This window comes from Acinetobacter sp. YH01003 (assembly GCF_013420525.1).
Classification (GTDB): domain Bacteria; phylum Pseudomonadota; class Gammaproteobacteria; order Pseudomonadales; family Moraxellaceae; genus Acinetobacter; species Acinetobacter towneri.
Map to the genome: position 1 here is coordinate 91351 of NZ_VOXY01000006.1, position 16681 is coordinate 108031.

At 43.3% G+C, this 16681-nt stretch carries 18 protein-coding genes; 17 read left to right on the forward strand and 1 reads right to left on the reverse strand.

Translation table 11 applies throughout. From position 1 onward, the window contains the following. Nucleotides 1–57 precede the first annotated feature (57 nt). The 8 genes from rlmN (at nt 58) to der (ending at nt 8908) form a co-directional block, all read left to right on the forward strand. Nucleotides 58–1290 (forward strand): 23S rRNA (adenine(2503)-C(2))-methyltransferase RlmN, encoded by a 1233-nt coding sequence (gene rlmN, locus FTT70_RS07535; protein WP_004975094.1) that lies wholly within the window; start codon nt 58–60, stop codon nt 1288–1290. A 75-nt stretch (nt 1291–1365) separates the two neighbouring features. Beyond that, a complete protein-coding gene (gene pilW, locus FTT70_RS07540; protein WP_371971077.1) occupies nt 1366–2154 on the forward strand; it encodes a type IV pilus biogenesis/stability protein PilW in 789 nt (262 codons plus the stop codon). Next, nucleotides 2145–2954, forward strand: a complete 810-nt coding sequence (locus FTT70_RS07545; RefSeq protein WP_180168463.1) for a DUF4115 domain-containing protein — start codon at nt 2145–2147, stop codon at nt 2952–2954. Before pilW ends, FTT70_RS07545 begins: the two co-directional genes overlap by 10 nt. Before the next feature lie 22 nt (nt 2955–2976). Then, nucleotides 2977–4098 carry a flavodoxin-dependent (E)-4-hydroxy-3-methylbut-2-enyl-diphosphate synthase gene (ispG, locus tag FTT70_RS07550; RefSeq protein WP_179995009.1) on the forward strand — a complete coding sequence of 374 codons (1122 nt, stop codon included), beginning with the start codon at nt 2977–2979 and terminating at the stop codon, nt 4096–4098. A 3-nt stretch (nt 4099–4101) separates the two neighbouring features. After that, nucleotides 4102–5397: a histidine--tRNA ligase gene (hisS, locus tag FTT70_RS07555; protein WP_180168464.1), complete on the forward strand. Its 1296-nt coding sequence runs from the start codon at nt 4102–4104 to the stop codon at nt 5395–5397. A gap of 30 nt (nt 5398–5427) precedes the next feature. Further along, a complete protein-coding gene (locus FTT70_RS07560; protein ID WP_180168465.1) occupies nt 5428–6129 on the forward strand; it encodes a tetratricopeptide repeat protein in 702 nt (233 codons plus the stop codon). Further along, complete coding sequence (bamB, locus tag FTT70_RS07565) at nt 6129–7277, forward strand: outer membrane protein assembly factor BamB (protein WP_180079997.1); 1149 nt, start codon at nt 6129–6131, stop codon at nt 7275–7277. Before FTT70_RS07560 ends, bamB begins: the two co-directional genes overlap by 1 nt. Before the next feature lie 218 nt (nt 7278–7495). Beyond that, complete coding sequence (gene der, locus FTT70_RS07570) at nt 7496–8908, forward strand: ribosome biogenesis GTPase Der (protein ID WP_004975107.1); 1413 nt, start codon at nt 7496–7498, stop codon at nt 8906–8908. Between the two features lie 92 nt (nt 8909–9000). Here der and FTT70_RS07575 read toward each other — a convergent pair whose 3' ends face one another. Beyond that, nucleotides 9001–9774 carry an SDR family oxidoreductase gene (locus FTT70_RS07575; protein ID WP_104853255.1) on the reverse strand — a complete coding sequence of 258 codons (774 nt, stop codon included), beginning with the start codon at nt 9772–9774 and terminating at the stop codon, nt 9001–9003. 107 nt (nt 9775–9881) lie between these two features. Between FTT70_RS07575 and mazG the strand changes: the two genes are divergently transcribed. The 9 genes from mazG (at nt 9882) to yjgA (ending at nt 16592) form a co-directional block, all read left to right on the forward strand. Next, entirely contained in the window at nt 9882–10643 is a 762-nt protein-coding gene (gene mazG, locus FTT70_RS07580; protein WP_004975111.1) for a nucleoside triphosphate pyrophosphohydrolase, read from the forward strand. Nucleotides 10644–10659: 16 nt separating this feature from the next. After that, entirely contained in the window at nt 10660–11127 is a 468-nt protein-coding gene (locus FTT70_RS07585) for a ComEA family DNA-binding protein (protein WP_096901517.1), read from the forward strand. Between the two features lie 129 nt (nt 11128–11256). Continuing rightward, complete coding sequence (gene pcnB / locus FTT70_RS07590; RefSeq protein ID WP_131260755.1) at nt 11257–12723, forward strand: polynucleotide adenylyltransferase PcnB; 1467 nt, start codon at nt 11257–11259, stop codon at nt 12721–12723. After that, nucleotides 12720–13208 carry a 2-amino-4-hydroxy-6-hydroxymethyldihydropteridine diphosphokinase gene (folK, locus tag FTT70_RS07595; protein WP_004975118.1) on the forward strand — a complete coding sequence of 163 codons (489 nt, stop codon included), beginning with the start codon at nt 12720–12722 and terminating at the stop codon, nt 13206–13208. The genes pcnB and folK overlap by 4 nt, the downstream gene beginning before the upstream one ends. 49 nt (nt 13209–13257) lie before the next feature. Then, the gene (panB, locus tag FTT70_RS07600; RefSeq protein WP_004975120.1) at nt 13258–14067 is read left to right on the forward strand and encodes a 3-methyl-2-oxobutanoate hydroxymethyltransferase; all 810 of its coding nucleotides are present in this window, start codon (nt 13258–13260) and stop codon (nt 14065–14067) included. Between the two features lies 1 nt (nt 14068). Beyond that, on the forward strand, nt 14069–14914 hold the full coding sequence (panC, locus tag FTT70_RS07605; protein ID WP_131260754.1) for a pantoate--beta-alanine ligase: 846 nt from the start codon (nt 14069–14071) through the stop codon (nt 14912–14914). A 24-nt stretch (nt 14915–14938) separates the two neighbouring features. Continuing rightward, nucleotides 14939–15790, forward strand: coding sequence for an RNase adapter RapZ (gene rapZ, locus FTT70_RS07610; protein ID WP_104852463.1), 852 nt, complete (start codon nt 14939–14941; stop codon nt 15788–15790). Continuing rightward, nucleotides 15787–16056: an HPr family phosphocarrier protein gene (locus FTT70_RS07615; protein WP_026438354.1), complete on the forward strand. Its 270-nt coding sequence runs from the start codon at nt 15787–15789 to the stop codon at nt 16054–16056. The genes rapZ and FTT70_RS07615 overlap by 4 nt, the downstream gene beginning before the upstream one ends. A gap of 2 nt (nt 16057–16058) precedes the next feature. Continuing rightward, entirely contained in the window at nt 16059–16592 is a 534-nt protein-coding gene (gene yjgA / locus FTT70_RS07620; RefSeq protein ID WP_131260753.1) for a ribosome biogenesis factor YjgA, read from the forward strand. Nucleotides 16593–16681 lie beyond the last annotated feature (89 nt).

Consider the following 16681-nt stretch of genomic DNA (forward strand, 5'->3'; position numbering starts at 1 on the left):
TTTGCTCACCTCTTGAGCTTCTCCTTTCATCTTTAGACATGGTTTAGGTATACACACATGAGTACAGAAGTCCTCGCTGCATCTGCGACAGATGTTCAGCAAGCATCTGCGTCCGCTCCTGCACAGTCTGCGACTGCAGAGAAAGTGAATCTCCTTGGCATGTCACGTCCACAAATGGAAAAATTTTTTGAAGATTTAGGCGAGAAGAAATTCCGTGCAGGGCAGGTGATGAAATGGATTCACCAGTTTTTTGTCACAGATTTTGCCGAAATGACCAATATTTCAGGCAAGTTACGTGAAAAACTGGAAAAGATTTGTGAAATTAAAGCGCCTGAAGTGGTGCATAAAAATTATTCTAAAGACGGTACTCGTAAGTGGGTATTCCGTGTCGGTGATGGTGAAGGCTCATTGGTCGAAACCGTTCTGATTCCTGCCGAAGACAAAACTGGCTCACGTAAAACCCTGTGTATTTCATCGCAAGTAGGTTGTGCACTGGACTGTTCATTTTGTTCTACGGGTAAACAAGGTTTTCAGCGTGACCTAACCCAAGCCGAAATTATTGGTCAGTTGTGGATGGCAAACTATTCCTATATGGAAGATGTGCCTGTGATTGAACGTGAGCGTTCTGTGACCAACGTGGTGATGATGGGTATGGGCGAACCGTTGTTGAATTACGATGCCGTCTTGAACGCCATGCGCATTATGCTAGATGACTTTGCCTATGGTATGTCTAAGCGTCGTGTGACTTTATCGACTTCGGGTGTTGTACCTAAAATTGACCAATTGGCACAAGATATTGATGTGGCTTTGGCAATTTCTTTGCACGCCACCAATAACGAACTGCGTGATGAACTTGTTCCAATCAATAAAAAATATCCATTGGAACAATTAATCGCAGCTTGTCAGCGTTATATTGGCAAAGATGGCAACGAAAGTGCGCGTAAACACGTGACCATTGAATATGTCATGTTAGATGGTGTAAATGACCATCCTGAACATGCGCAGCAAATGATTAAGCTACTCAAGAACCTGCCAAGCAAGATTAATTTGATTCCATTTAACCCATTTCCGCACGCGCCGTATGGACGTTCAAGCCGAAATCGAATTATTTCTTTCCAAAAAACTTTGTCTGATGCAGGTTTTGTGTGTACGATTCGTCAGACACGTGGTGATGATATTGATGCTGCGTGTGGGCAATTGGTCGGACAAGTGGCAGACCGCACCCGCCGTGCCGAACAGTGGAAAAAGAAAGTTGCAGCGCAAAATGAAATCATACGCTCGCAAGGATAATGACTTGTATAGATAACTAACTTGCATCGAACGAAGACGCAAAGGGGATGTCCATTGAATAAGCCTGTATTTAAAATCGCACAAATTACAACTGTTTGTATTTCGGCAATTTTTGCTGCAGCTTGTCAAACCACAGCTCCAACCTTAGGGCAAAAAGACCCTGAAAAAGCGGTGCAAGTACGTACGCAGTTGGCAGCAGAATACTTAAAAAATGGCGATTTAGACTCAGCCAAACGCGCACTTGATCAAGCTTTGGAAAGCGATTCACGTGATTCCACCGCTAATATGATGATGGGCGTGTTGCTGCAACAAGAAGGCAGCAAGCTGAATTTAGAAAAAGCCGATGCGTATTTTAAGCGTGCCATTGCCGCTGACCCAAAAAATGCACAAGCGCGTAACAACTATGGTACGTATTTATATCAAGTAGAACGCTATAATGATGCGATTGAGCAGCTCAGTATTGCAGGTGCAACACTGGGTTATGATCAACGCTTTAGAGCATTGGAAAATGTAGGTCGTATTTACTTGAAATTAGGCGATATAGAGAATGCCGAAAAGTCATTCAAACAAGCCTTGCAAGCCAATCGCGATTCTTATGTTTCAATGTTAGAGTTGTCGGAAATTTTATATTTAAGACAACAATTTGCACCCGCGCGACAATTGTATGAACAATTTGTACGTGCTGTGGGGCAAAAAAATCAGGGTGCGCGTGCCTTATGGATTGGGATTCGTTTAGCACGTGCCAATGGCGATCAATTGGGAACTCAGGTTTTAGTGAACCAGCTGCGTGCATTATTTCCCAATAGCCAAGAATACCAACGTTATTTGCAATTACAGTACAGTACTGAGGCCGTATGGAAGTAAATCCTAATTCACCGCAACCCACACAGGGGACAACGCCTGTACCCCATGCATTAGGAAATGTTCAACGTCCAGGTGAGTACCTTCGTCAAATTCGCGTCAATCAAAAACGCGAACTGGATGATGTTTCAAAAGATTTGAAAATTCCATTAAAAACGCTGATGGCGCTAGAGCAAGACGAATATACCGCTTTGCCAGAAGCGACCTTTATTAAAGGTTATTATCGTACCTATGCCAAATATTTGCAGGTCGATGCTTCTGCGATTATTCAGCGTTTTGATGAAATTTATGCCAACGATACAGGTTTGTTACCGAACCATGCCTTGAACAACTCACCCATCAAAATTATGGGGAAACTGCCTGGTTCCAACCGTGATCGTAATAAGAAGTGGCTGACCCGTATCGCGATTGCAATTGCCGTCTTATTGCTCCTGTGGGCTTTGGTGGCATTGATTCAGAACTGGATGTCTTCTAGTCAAGACACTGCTGAACCTGAAATTGCAGTGCTGCAATCTGATGTGCAAATCATTTCAGACAATGCAACAGTTGGCACAACCTCACTTGCTTCAGGTGATCAATTGAATTTGCAATTTGTACGTCCAACTTCAGTGCATATTGCTGACTCTGCAGGCAATGTATTGGCAACGGGACGTCAGGCATCAACTTTAAATTTACAAGGTGAAGCCCCATTCCAAATTCGTTTAGATGATGCCACTGCTGTGTCATTAAGTTTGAACAATGAGTCGATTTCATTATCGCCATATACTGTAAACGGAAAAGCCGAATTCCGTTTGTCTCGATAATGCAGCAAGGTAGAGCGATATCATGATTGTGAATCCAATTCAACGCCGTCCGACCCGTAAAATTCGTGTGGGTTCTGTTTATGTCGGTGGTGATGCACCCATTAGTATTCAGAGTATGACCAATACAGAAACCTGTGATGTAGCGGCGACTGTGGCGCAAATCCAGCGTTGTGTAGATGCGGGTGTAGACATCATGCGTGTTTCTGTGCCAACAATGGAAGCCGCAGCTGCATTTGGTGAAATTCGTAAGCAAGTGTCTGTACCCTTAGTTGCAGACATTCACTTTGACTATAAAATTGCTTTGGCCGTTGCAGATGCTGGCGCAGACTGCTTGCGTATTAACCCAGGGAATATTGGCTCAGAAGCTAAAATTCGTGAAGTGGTGGCTGCCGCAAAACATCACGATATTTCCATGCGTATTGGTGTAAATGCAGGATCGCTAGAAAAAGATATTCAGAAAAAATATGGTGAGCCAACAGGCGCAGCATTGCTAGAATCTGCCATGCGTCATATTGATATTTTAGATCGCTTAGATTTTCAGGAATTTAAAATTTCAGTTAAAGCATCGAATGTGTTTTTAACCATGGATGCTTACCGCCTGTTGTCACAACAAATTGATAATCCATTACATTTGGGTGTAACCGAAGCAGGCATTTACCGTACAGGTACGGTTAAGTCAGCAATTGCTTTGGGTGGTCTGCTCATGGAAGGCATTGGCGATACCATGCGTATTTCGCTTGCGGCAGAACCTGAAGATGAAGTCAAAATTGGTTTTGATATTCTTAAATCTTTAAGCTTACGCTCAAACGGCATTAATTTCATTGCTTGCCCAAGCTGTTCACGTCAGGAATTTAATGTGATTTCTGTGATGCAGGCTTTGGAAGAGCGTTTGGAAGATATCCGCACGCCTATGGATGTATCGGTTATTGGATGTAAAGTGAATGGCCCAGGTGAAGCCAAAGAGGCGGATATTGGTGTCGTGGGGGCAAGTCCACGTTCGTTGGTATATCGCAATGGTGAAAAAAGCCATTTAATTGATACCAACCAACTTGTTGATGAAATCGAAAGCATGGTTCGTCAACGTGTGACAGAGCTTGAAGAAGCTAAATCTAAAGAGATTATTCGTACAAATTTTTCTGAGTAAGACATGAGTTCAATTGTTGCAATCAAAGGTTTTAATGACATTCTACCTACGCAAACTCCTGCGTGGAGACGTCTAGAGCAACATTTAGCATCACTAATGGATGCTTATGGTTATCAACAAATTCGTTTGCCAATGGTCGAGCAAACCAATTTGTTTAAGCGTTCAATTGGTGATGCGACCGATATTGTTGAAAAAGAAATGTACACCTTTTTGGACAAAGGCAATCCGCCAGAGTCTTTGACTTTGCGTCCTGAAGGTACTGCGGGCTGTGTACGTGCCATGTTAGAGCACAATTTACTACGTGGCGCGACCCCGCGTGTGTGGTATATCGGCCCGATGTTCCGCTATGAAAAGCCGCAAAAAGGCCGTTACCGCCAATTTCATCAGTTTGGTGTAGAAACCTTTGGGGTTGCAACGCCAGACATGGATGCCGAACTGATTTTAATGACCGCACGGTTATGGAAGCGCATGGGCGTTGCCGATAAAGTTCGCTTAGAGTTGAATACTTTGGGTGAGTCGGATGAGCGTGCTGCGTATCGTGTTGCTTTGGTTGAGTTTTTAGAAGCTCACAAGGCCGATTTAGATGAAGATTCTCAGCGTCGTTTAAGTACTAATCCACTGCGTATTTTGGACTCTAAAGATGCTAAAACACAAAGCATCTTAGAAAATGCACCGAAATTACATGATTTTATGGGTGAAGACACCCTAAATCACTTTGCCCAGTTACAGCAATATTTAACAGATGCAGGCATTGATTTTGTAATTAATCAAAAATTGGTACGTGGTCTAGATTATTACAACAAAACAGTATTTGAATGGACAACTACGCATTTAGGTTCACAAGGCACAGTCTGTGCAGGTGGACGTTATGATGGTCTGGTTGGGCAATTGAAAGGCAAAGCAGATCAGTCTGTACCTGCCGTGGGATTTGCCATGGGTATTGAGCGTTTGTTGTTGCTACTTGAGCAAGTCGAAGACAATACACCAGTACGTGATTGTGAAGTGTTCTTGTTGGCAGACCCAAATACGCAAGGCAAGGCTATGGTTTTGGCTGAGCAAATTCGTGACCAGTTGGAACAGGCAGGCAGCCAAATTCGCCTGAAAGTCGGTTCACAAGGTTCAATGAAAAGCCAAATGAAAAAAGCCGATCAGTCAGGTGCAATCTACGCATTGATTTATGGTGAGCGCGAAGCGGAAGCACAGCAATTGGCAGTCAAAACTTTGGCAACTGCCGAGCAAACTGCAGTCGCTGTTGCTGAAATTGTGCCTTTCATCATTGAAAAATTTTCTTCACAATAAGCCAAATAACATAAGGAAAAGGGTAATCCAATGAGCGCATTGAGTGATGACGAACAACTTGATAGTTTAAAATCGTTTGCGAAAAAGTATGGCTCGGCCATTATTAGCGGGATTTTAATTGCGTTGATTGCCTTTTTCGGATGGCAATATTGGCAGAAAAAAAACTTGGCTGAGCATCAAATGAATACAGCCAAAGTGCAGCAACTGATGGATGATGCACGTAACGCAGAAGCGAATCCAGATGCTTTTAGTCAATTGTCTGCAACTGCCGATAAAATTGTGAAAGAAGCGCCAGACTCTGCGCAGGCCATTCAAACTCAGTTTTTAATGGCAAAACTGGCTTATGATCAGCAAGACTTTGCTGCAGCGGAAAAAGCTTTAAAGAAAGTTGAAAACTCTAAAGTGAAAGATCAGGGCTTGGTGCAACTGGTCAAGTTGCGTTTGGCGTATGCACAGCTGGCTCAAAAGAAATATGACGAAGCTATTCAAAGTTTGGCCGCGGTGACTGATCCTGCATTTAAAGCGACTGCAGATGAAGCGCGTGGCGATGTTTATGTCGCGAAAAATGACCGTGAAAATGCCCAAAAAGCGTATCAAAGTGCATGGGATACTTTGGTGGAACGTAAACAAGAACGTCAAATTTTACAAATAAAACTCGAAAGTGTTGGTGTTTTGGTGGATGATCCTGAAATTGAACGCCCAGTATTAGACACACAAGTGGATGAGAGCTAATGAATAGAAAGTATAAAATACCGTTTGCACTGACCGTTTTAACCCTTGCTTTGGCGGGGTGTTCCACCAATAAAATTAAAGTTGCAGAAGTTAAGCCAAATCCACTGCCAAAACTTGAGCAAGCTCAAAGTCTAGTTCCTGTATTTTCACAAAGCGTTGCATCGACTACAGCAGCCGATCCATTGCGCCTGCAATTAGATGCCGAAAACGGGGTAATTTATACTGTTGATCCTAAAGGTGAGATGGCTGCCTATCAAGGCAAACAACGTCTTTGGCAAAAACAAGTGTCTAAGCAAGGCTTAACGGCAGGTGTCAATGCTGCTGATGGCATTGTGGTTGCAGGAAACAGTAAAGGACAATTGTTTGCTTTAGATCAGCAAACAGGTGAGCAAAAGTGGGTTGCACAGTTAACAGGTGCAATTCTTGCGCCATCGTTAATTCAGGCGGGTCGTGTGGTGACTGTAAGTAATGACGGCACGGTATATGCACACAATGCCGAAACAGGTCAGTTGGTGTGGACTTACAACTTGCCAAACGTGCAATTTAGTTTGCGTGGTATGGCTGCACCTGTGGCGCTCGATTCACGTACTGTACTGATTGCTTCTGCAAATGCCTATGTCTATGCACTGGATATTGTTACAGGCGTACCACGTATGCAGCGCCGCGTTGCCATTAGTGAAGGCCGTTCAGACATTCAACGCTTAAATGACATTGATGGCGACCCTGTGGTTGCAGGTCAATTCTTAGTGACCACAAGCTATCAAGGTCAGGTCACCGTATTGGACTTAGCTTCACAACAAGTGATTTGGAGTGAAGACGCAAGCAGTACCAAACGCCCAGAAGTTGCGGGGAATGGTGTATTTGTCAGCACTGCAGATGGCAAAATTGCAGCTTATGAAATCACATCAGGACAAGCACTTTGGGAAAATGACAGTTTGCTCAACCGTCGTTTATCTAATCCTGTATTGTTTGGACAATATTTAGTGGTCGGTGATTTAGATGGTGTCTTACACCTCATTGATCCAAGTTCAGGGCAACTGGTTGGACGTTCAAAAACCAATGGCGAAGTCCGTTCATTGCGTGTAATTGACAATCAACTCTATGTCGCAACGCAAAAGGGCGCATTAAGCGTTTGGCAGAACCGCTAATTTTGTTCTGACTTTTATGCTAAAATAGTTGTCCGTATTTTTACGCGGGGTAATTGAATCATCAATGCCCCGTGTTTTTATTTAATAGAGTGGTCGATGTTCTCTCTGTCGTTTGCGTGGTCGCAACGCTGAACCCAACATCCATACTCTGTTCTTTCTTCCACAGTTTCGGATGTACAGACCATTGAAACTGACTGATCTTGAATAAAGGTTAATCTATGAAACCCGTAATTGCGCTCATTGGTCGTCCGAACGTCGGAAAATCAACGCTGTTTAACCAGATTACCAAGAGCCGTGATGCACTTGTTGCTGACTTTGCAGGTCTGACACGTGACCGCAAATATGGTGATGCAACCTATCAAAATAAATCTTTCATTGTGGTCGATACTGGCGGTATTGGCGAAAGTGAAGGTGGCATCGACTCTTACATGGCTGAACAATCTAAAACAGCCATCCATGAAGCCGATATGATCATTTTTGTGGTCGATGCACGTGCAGGCTTGTTGGCATCGGATGAGCAAATTGCGCGTGAATTGCGTACTTTGGGCAAAAAAGTATTCTTGGTGGCGAACAAAGTAGATGGCGTACATGCCGAAGCCGCTTTGGTTGAGTTCTTTAAACTGGGTATGGGCGAGCCATTGCAAGTGGCTGCCAGTCATGGTCGAGGCGTTCAGCAAATGCTGGAAGACGTTTTGGCAGATGTTCCTGAAGATGAAAACCCAGATGCACACGATCAAGACACAGGTTTGCGTTTAGCCATTATTGGACGTCCAAACGTGGGTAAATCGACACTGGTCAATCGTTTATTGGGCGAAGAACGTGTAGTGGCATACGATCAGCCAGGTACGACACGTGACTCAGTCTATATTCCGTTTGAGCGCAACGAACGTAAATACACCTTGATTGATACTGCAGGTGTGCGTCGTAAAGGTAAGGTCGATGAAATGATCGAGAAATTCTCGATTGTGAAAACCTTGCAAGCCATGAAAGATGCACACGTGGTGGTGATTGTAGTCGATGCACGTGATGGTATTGTCGAGCAAGATTTACACTTGATTGGTTACGCACTTGAAGCAGGGCGTGCCATGGTGATCGCAATTAACAAATGGGACAATATGTCCGAATATGATCGCAAACAATGTAAGTTAGATGTTGAGCGTCGTTTTGACTTTATTCCATGGGCAAAAATCCACCTAATTTCTGCCTTGCATGGTACAGGCGTGGGCGATTTATATCCTTCTATTCATCGTGCTTATGAATCATCACACTTAAAAGTGTCACCTGCGAAACTGACTCAAATCTTGAATGATGCAACAGATGCACACCATCCACCCAAAGTGCAAGGTCGCGCCATTAAAATGCGTTATGCACACATGGGTGGACAGAATCCGCCAACCATCGTGATTCATGGTAATAAGGTCGATAAAACACCTGCAGATTACCGTCGTTATTTAGAAAACGTGTTCCGTAAAGTTTATAAGCTAGAAGGTACGCCTGTAAAAATTGAATTTAAAACTTCTGAAAACCCATTTGAAGGACGTAAGTCACAAGTGGATGAACGCACAGCCGCACGTCGTCGTCGTTATGTGCAGAAGTTTAAGAAAGCCGAGAAGAAGTTCAAGCGAGGCTAAGGCTTAAACTTTGACGTGTTTAATAAAAAATCCCGAATGTAAATTCGGGATTTTTTTTGAGCAACTTAATTTAAATATAGATAGATGTAGAATTAATGACGCTTCGCCAACAAGCTATTCGACAGACGATTTAACCATTGTGGGCTAATACTCGAAAGTTGCATTAGGGTTTTGGCTTTTAAACCGACCGCACGATGCGTATTGGTCAGAATCGAATCTTTAACCGTCGCTTGTTGATACACCACCTGGGCGACATCTTCTGTCGATAAATGCACGCCCATGTTTTGAATGGTGGCTGCATCCATATCTTTCACCATTGCAGTTTGTACAAATAGCGGCATGACATCTAAGACCCGAATGCCGTATTTTTGCCACTCTATATCTAAACCTTCCGTAATGCCACGTACTGCAAATTTGGAAGCAGAATAAGAAATTAAATCGGCTTGTCCATAAATCGCAGATGCCGAAGACAGGTTAATCACCCGTGCAAAACTTGCTTGTTTTAAATAAGGCAAAGCCGCATGACAACCGTTTAATACACCATTCACATTCACTGCCATAGTCCGATGATGCGCTTCTATGGGTGTGTCTTCAAATGCGCCTGAGTAGAGAATTCCTGCATTATTCACCAAAATATTCAATTCACCTGCCCATTGGCAAAAATCGGATAACGCAGCTTGCCAACTGGCATAGTCTGCTACATCAAGCAAACCTGCATGTGCACGCTCACCCAATTGTTCTGCTAATTGCTGTGCTTGTGCGAGATGAATATCATAAATACCGACACGGTAACCTTGTTGATAAAACAATTGTGCGATTGCCGCACCAATGCCTTGTGCAGCGCCACTAATCAAGATACTGTGCATTTGAACTTGCTCCCTGATGTTATTTTTGTTGTGCATATCGTCCTTGCCGTCTGAGCATAACAAAAAAATGGTGCATTCGTGCAATAAATTGAAATAAGGAACAACCCATGCAGCAATTGCTTTCAATCATGCAACAGTTACGTCAACAATGCCCGTGGGATCAAAAACAAACCCCAGAAAGTTTGACTCAATACGCAATTGAAGAAGCTTATGAAGTTGAAGCAGCAGTGCGTTCAGGCAAGGTGGATGATGTACGTGATGAGCTGGGTGATTTGTTGTTGCAAGTGGTGTTTCAGGCACAAATGTATAGCGAGCAAGGTGCATTTGATTTTCAAGATGTGGTACAAGCCATTTGCGATAAATTAATTCGTCGGCATCCACATGTGTTTCAGGCAGAACAGTTTGCGCAGCTTAGCGCAGAAGATGTCGCTGCCTTATGGAAAACCATCAAACAACAAGAAAAACAGGGTAAAGCAAAGTCACGTTTAGATGAGGTGAAACATGCACCCGCTTTGGTGCAGGCACAGCAAATTCAGCAGCATGCGGCACAATTGGGCTTTGACTTTCATACCGTGCAAGATGCGTATGGCAAGTTAGAAGAAGAATTGCAAGAATTACAACAGGCGATTCAACAGCAACAATCCGATGAAATACAGGATGAGTTAGGGGATTGTTTGTTTTCTTTAATCAATGTTGGGCGTAAACTTGGCGTGTCCAGTGAGTTGGCATTATTGGGCACAATTCATAAATTTAGAACACGCTTTGCTTACATTGAAGATCAGGCCGAATTACAACAAAAAACAATAGAAGATATGACTTTAGAAGAAATGGATCAACTTTGGGAGCAGGCAAAACAACAATTAAAATGACAGGTTTTGCGGCAACATGAATATATCGCAGCAATTAAAAGTTTCTTTTCGCTTTTTTTCTTTCGGATGGCAGTACTGGCTTGCATTGCTGTTATGCAGTATCAGTGTATGGACTACAGCACAAAATGTGCAATCTAAGCCTGCGCAGGTGGGTGGGCACAGCTATGATCAAAACTATTTAAAATGGAAAGCGCAGCAAGCCGCGCAAGATCAGCGTTTAAGTGCGGCTCAAACCACATCATCAAGCGCAGAACATTATTTAGCACGTCCTACTCAGCAAAGTGCGCATACAAATCAAGTGCGTTTAAATAGCGCTTCACTAGAACAATTGCAGCAATTGTCTGGGGTGGGCATGAAAAAAGCACAAGCGATTGTGGAATATCGAAAACAAAATGGAAAATTCCAAAGTATTGAAGAACTTCAGCAAGTCAAAGGGATTGGGTCTGCCTTATTTGCCAAGAATAAACACAAGTTGGCATTGTAGCTGCAAGCAGAATTTTAGCACTGCACATTGCAAAATTAGCATGTGAATCAAATTGCCCTTTGATTGTGTTAGAGATATGATTAGCGACATCTTATCTGTTTTACGTTCAGACGTAGGAGACAGCGTCTTTTGCAAACTTTGCGCGCGTCAAAATGTGGTTTATCTACCGCTCAATTACCTTCTTCCATTTTAGATGTTCTAGATGCTTTAACCAAAGCAGGCTATGAAGCTTATATCGTCGGTGGTGGAGTTCGTGACTTAATGTTAGGGCTAAATCCGAAGGATTTTGATGCCGTAACCAATGCCACACCCTCACAAGTGAAAGAAGTTTTCGGACGACGTTGCCGAATTATTGGACGACGTTTTGAGCTGGCGCATGTCTATGCAGGGCGTGAACTAATTGAAGTGGCCACTTTCCGTGCGCCACCGAAAAAAGCTGTGACTTCTGCGGCGGGGATGATTCTGCGCGATAATAACTGGGGCACAATCGAGCAAGATTTTGCCCGTCGTGACTTTTCAATCAATGCGTTGTATTACCAGCCACGCAAAGGCATCGTGTTAGATTTTTGCAATGCCGTAGATGATATAAAGCACAGAAACTTGCGTTTATTGGGCGATCCAACTTTACGTTTTGAAGAAGACCCAGTGCGTATGCTGCGTACTTTGCGTTTTGCTGCCAAATTAAATTTCAATATTGATCCAAAAATTCTTAAAATTTTTACGCCTGAAATGACGCAGTTATTGCGTGATGTATCGCCACACCGTTTATATGATGAGTCGCAAAAACTCTTTACGATGGGACATTTAAATAAAGTCTTGCCGATGTTGATTGAGTTTGGTATTTGGCGTCAGTTATTTGCCGACATCAAGCCAGACATCAACTCATTTATTGAACGTGCAGCAAAAAATACCGATCAACGGATTACGATTGGTAAAACCATCAACCCTGCATTTTTCTATGCGGTGCTGTTGTGGCAACCGTTTTTAGAGCGTTGTGACTTTTATCTTTCTAAAGGTGTGGTGGCAGCCGAAGCGCGAGCCCAAGCAGGTTTAGATGTACTGAAACGTCAGGCGACACGTACCATTATTCCTCGTTTTGCTGAAACTTTTATTCGTGAAGTTTGGGAAATGCAAACCCGTTTATTGCAACCGAAACCACAGCAAATTGAAGCATTGTCTGGGCATGCGCGTTTCCGTGCAGGTTTTGACTTTTTATTACTGCGTGAAAAAGCAGGCGATAGCTCGACTTTAGGAATGGGTCAGTGGTGGGATGCCTACCAGCTTATGAGCACCGATGAAAAAGAACGTGCGATTGCCCAATATAACCGATTACGTGCCAAGAGCCGCCGTAAAACAGCGCAAGAACCTGTTGATGTGGCACCAGCAACACATGCTGCCGATATGCAGATTGAACCCTTGGTGAATGAGCCTGAGCCTCGTAGTCGACGTGCGCGTAAAGCCAAACAGTATGAAGAAAATCGGGCGCAATTGACTGCTACAGCAAACGGTTCAGGTATTGGTGCAGATCATCCGATTTTAAAACGTAAACGTGTGCAACGTGATTTAAGCCAAGTGATTTTTGGGCCAACACAATGAGCAACATCACCTATATTGGTTTAGGCAGTAATTTGGGCGATTCGCGTCAAATTTTGACTGAAGCGGTGCAAAAACTGGCAACTTTGGGGCAAGTGCAGACTTCTAAACTGTATCAAAGCCCACCAATGGGGCCACAAGATCAGCCTAATTATTTGAATGCTGTGGTACGTTTAGATACCGAACTTGAAGCCTTGGCATTGTTAGATGAATTACAGCGTTTTGAACAAGAGTCGGGTCGGGTGCGTTTACGTCATTGGGGTGAGCGTACGCTAGATTTAGACTTGTTGATTTATGCTGATGCCAACATTCAAAATGAACGTCTGACTGTACCGCATGTGGGGGTGTTAGAACGTGATTTTGTCGTCATCCCGTTGTTAGATTTGGATGCTAACTTAAGCGTTAAGGGACAATTATTAAAACACTCGCCATTGCTTGAACATCCGAGCTTAACTGTTGTAGATGCCAGCAATTGGGCAGGGCTATAAAGTTTTAAATTAAGCATGCGTGATGCTTTTTCCATAGAGGAATATTTTCATGATTAGTTTAAGTGACCTAAGAAAATTTAAAGCGGAAGGTCGAAAATTCTCCTGCCTGACTTGCTATGATGCAAGCATGGCGAAAGCAATGGAAATTGCTGAAATTGATACGATTTTAATTGGCGATTCTTTGGGGATGTCCATTCAGGGGCGTGACTCAACCTTGCCTGTCAGCGTGGCGGATATGGCTTATCATACTGCGGCGGTGCGTCGTGGTAATCAACATGCTTTTATTTTGACTGACTTGCCATTTATGAGTTATGCCACCTTAAATGATGCATTGCAAAGCTCGAAAGAGGTGATGCAAGCGGGTGCACAAATGGTCAAAATGGAAGGTGGTGCATGGCTCAGCGAAACCGTTGCAACACTGACCCGTAATGGTATTCCTGTCTGTGTACATTTAGGTTTAACGCCACAATCGGTGCATGTATTTGGCGGTTATAAATTACAGGCACGTACCCGCGAAGCTGCAGATAAACTGATTGCTGACTGTAAAGCTGTGGTAGAAGCAGGCGCGGCGATTCTGTTACTAGAATGTGTGCCAGCACAGCTAGGTCAAGAAATTTCTGCCTTGTTCCCTGAAATTCCAGTGATTGGGATTGGTGCAGGTGCAGACACTGACGGTCAGGTACTAGTGGTGCAAGACATGCTGGGGCTGACTTTTGGTCGTGTCGCAAAATTTGTACGTAACTTTATGAAAGAACAAGCGGGTGAAACTGCCATTTTGGATGCGTTTAAAGCCTATCATGCTGCAGTTCAAGATGGTTCTTTCCCAGCACGTGAACAAACTTTCCAAGTCGAGTTGTAATATGAAAACTGAAACCACAATTCAAGGCTTAGCGGCTTCATTACAGCCTGCACGCGCTGCGCGTAAAACCATTGGTTTTGTTCCGACCATGGGCAATTTGCACGAAGGGCATTTGACCTTGGTGCGCGAAGCGAAAAAAATATGTGATGTGGTGGTGGTCAGTATTTTTGTCAATCCAATTCAATTTGGCCCTAATGAAGACTTTGACAGTTATCCGCGAACTTTAGACCAAGACAGCCAATTGTTGGCAGAGGTCGGTTGCGACATTATTTTTGCGCCTTCAGTTGAGCAAATGTATGGTAACAAACCACGTTTGACCAATATTTCAGTGAGTGAGATTACGGCAGACTTGTGTGGCTTGCAGCGTCTTGGACACTTTGATGGTGTTGCGGTGGTCGTGACCAAATTATTCAATATGGTACAGCCAAACTATGCTTTCTTTGGTGAAAAAGACTATCAACAACTGGCAGTCATTCGTCAGTTTGTACGTGACTTGAATATTCCGCTAGAAGTGATTGGTGTGCCAATTGTACGTGCAGCAGATGGTTTGGCACTTAGTTCACGCAATGGGTATTTGAGCGCTGAACAGCGTCAAATTGCACCGACAATCTATCAAAGTTTAAAGGCTGCTGCACAAGCATTACAGCAAGGTGAAACTTTGTCACAAGTGTTAGCGAATATTAAAGCAACATTGACAGCAGCAGGCTTTGTTGTGGACTATGTAGAGGCGCGTACAACAGAATTGCAGAAAATTGAAGCATTTAGTGAAGATCTGGTGTTGTTCGTTGCAGCAAAATTGGGCAATACACGTTTAATTGATAATTTGCAGGTCAAACATTCTGCATAGCTGGCAATAGAAGGGTTGCATGCCATGAAACGTATTTTGATCGTGACAGGTCAATCGGGTTCAGGAAAATCTTCGGCATTACAAGTGTTGGAAGATTTGGGTTATTACTGTATTGATAATTTACCTTTGGCATTGCTTCCCGAAATTGTGGATAAACTGGATCAGGAAAATAACTTGGAACAGTTGGCATTGGGGGTAGATGTACGCAGTACCCGTGCCGACTTGCAAGAGTTTGATTTGGTATTTGAGCAACTGCAAAAGCATGGTTCAGTCGATATTATTTATCTGACCACGCAAGATCAGGAATTGATTGCCCGTTTTAGCGCATCACGCCGTCCGCATCCACTCTCTAGCCGTTTTAAAAGCTTGAATGAATGTATTCAAGAAGAAAAAAACTTGTTGATGCCGATTCAGTTCCGCTCTACGGTTCATATTGATACCACTGACAAAAGCGTGCATGATTTAAAACATGTGTTGTTGTCTAAGCTTGGGCAAACTGACAAATTGATTGTAATTTTACAATCCTTTGGCTATAAGCACGGAATCCCCTTAGATGCCGATTATGTGTTTGATGTGCGTCATTTGCCCAATCCACATTGGGATTTGGAGCTAAGAAAACATTCAGGCTTAGATGCACCTGTGCAGAAATTTTTGCAACAAAGTCCGCAAACCCATGAAATGTTTCAGGACATCCATCAGTTTTTAGAAAAATGGTTGCCAGCCTTTGCCGAAGGACATCGACACTACATCACCATTTCAATTGGCTGTACGGGTGGGCAACACCGTTCCGTTTATATCGTAGATAGACTAAAAAAAGCACTTGAGGCAAAATGGTCTATTCAAGTCTTACACCGAGAAATGAAGCACTGGTCATGATTGACACAACTGTTGACGTAATTAATAAACTAGGTTTACATGCACGGGCATCTGGGAAACTGATTGAAGTGACCACCAAATTCCGTTCGTCAATCCAAATTGGTAAAGGCGACAAATTGGTTGATGCCAAAAATATTATGTCCTTGCTCATGTTAGGTGCAGGCAAGGGAACTACTTTACGCTTGGTGATTGATGGTGCAGATGAAGAAAAAGCTTTATCTGATATTCAAGCACTGTTTGCAGCAAAATTTTACGAGGCAGATTAATCGTGGCACGTCGACCGCAACGTTTTACCGAAGATGACTTTGAATCTTTAGAAGGGCGTGCAAGTAAAACCGAACAGAAAAAAGCCGTACAACGTATGGCTGCACTGGGCGAACAATTGGCGCAGTTAAGCGCCAAACAAATTCAGAAACTTCCAGTAGAAGAGCGTTTAATTGATGCTTTACTGGAATTGCAAAGCATTACTTCACATGAAGCACGTCGTCGTCAGTGTCAGCGTATTGGTAAATTGTTGCGTAATGAAGATGAAAGCGTAATTTTGTCTTATTTGACGCCGCAGCAAGGTGCGAAAAAAACCGCACAGTTACAGCGTTGGGTAGAGCGAATTATTAAAGACGGCGACCCTGTGATTAATGATTTTAGTAAAACCTATAAAGCAGCTGAGCGTCATACGCTGCGTCAGCATGTGTTGCGTATCCACCGTGATATGAAACAGGAAGTGTCTGCGGAAGAACTTGAAGCATCTAAGCTCAAGTTGTTTAACTATGTGCAGCAAGTGGCTTTGCTGTCAGAAAACTAAGCTATCAGAGAACCAAGTGATCAAACGCGAGCTTGTCTGATTGCAATAAAAAACGACTCATAACGAGTCGTTTTTTATTGTCTTTTATG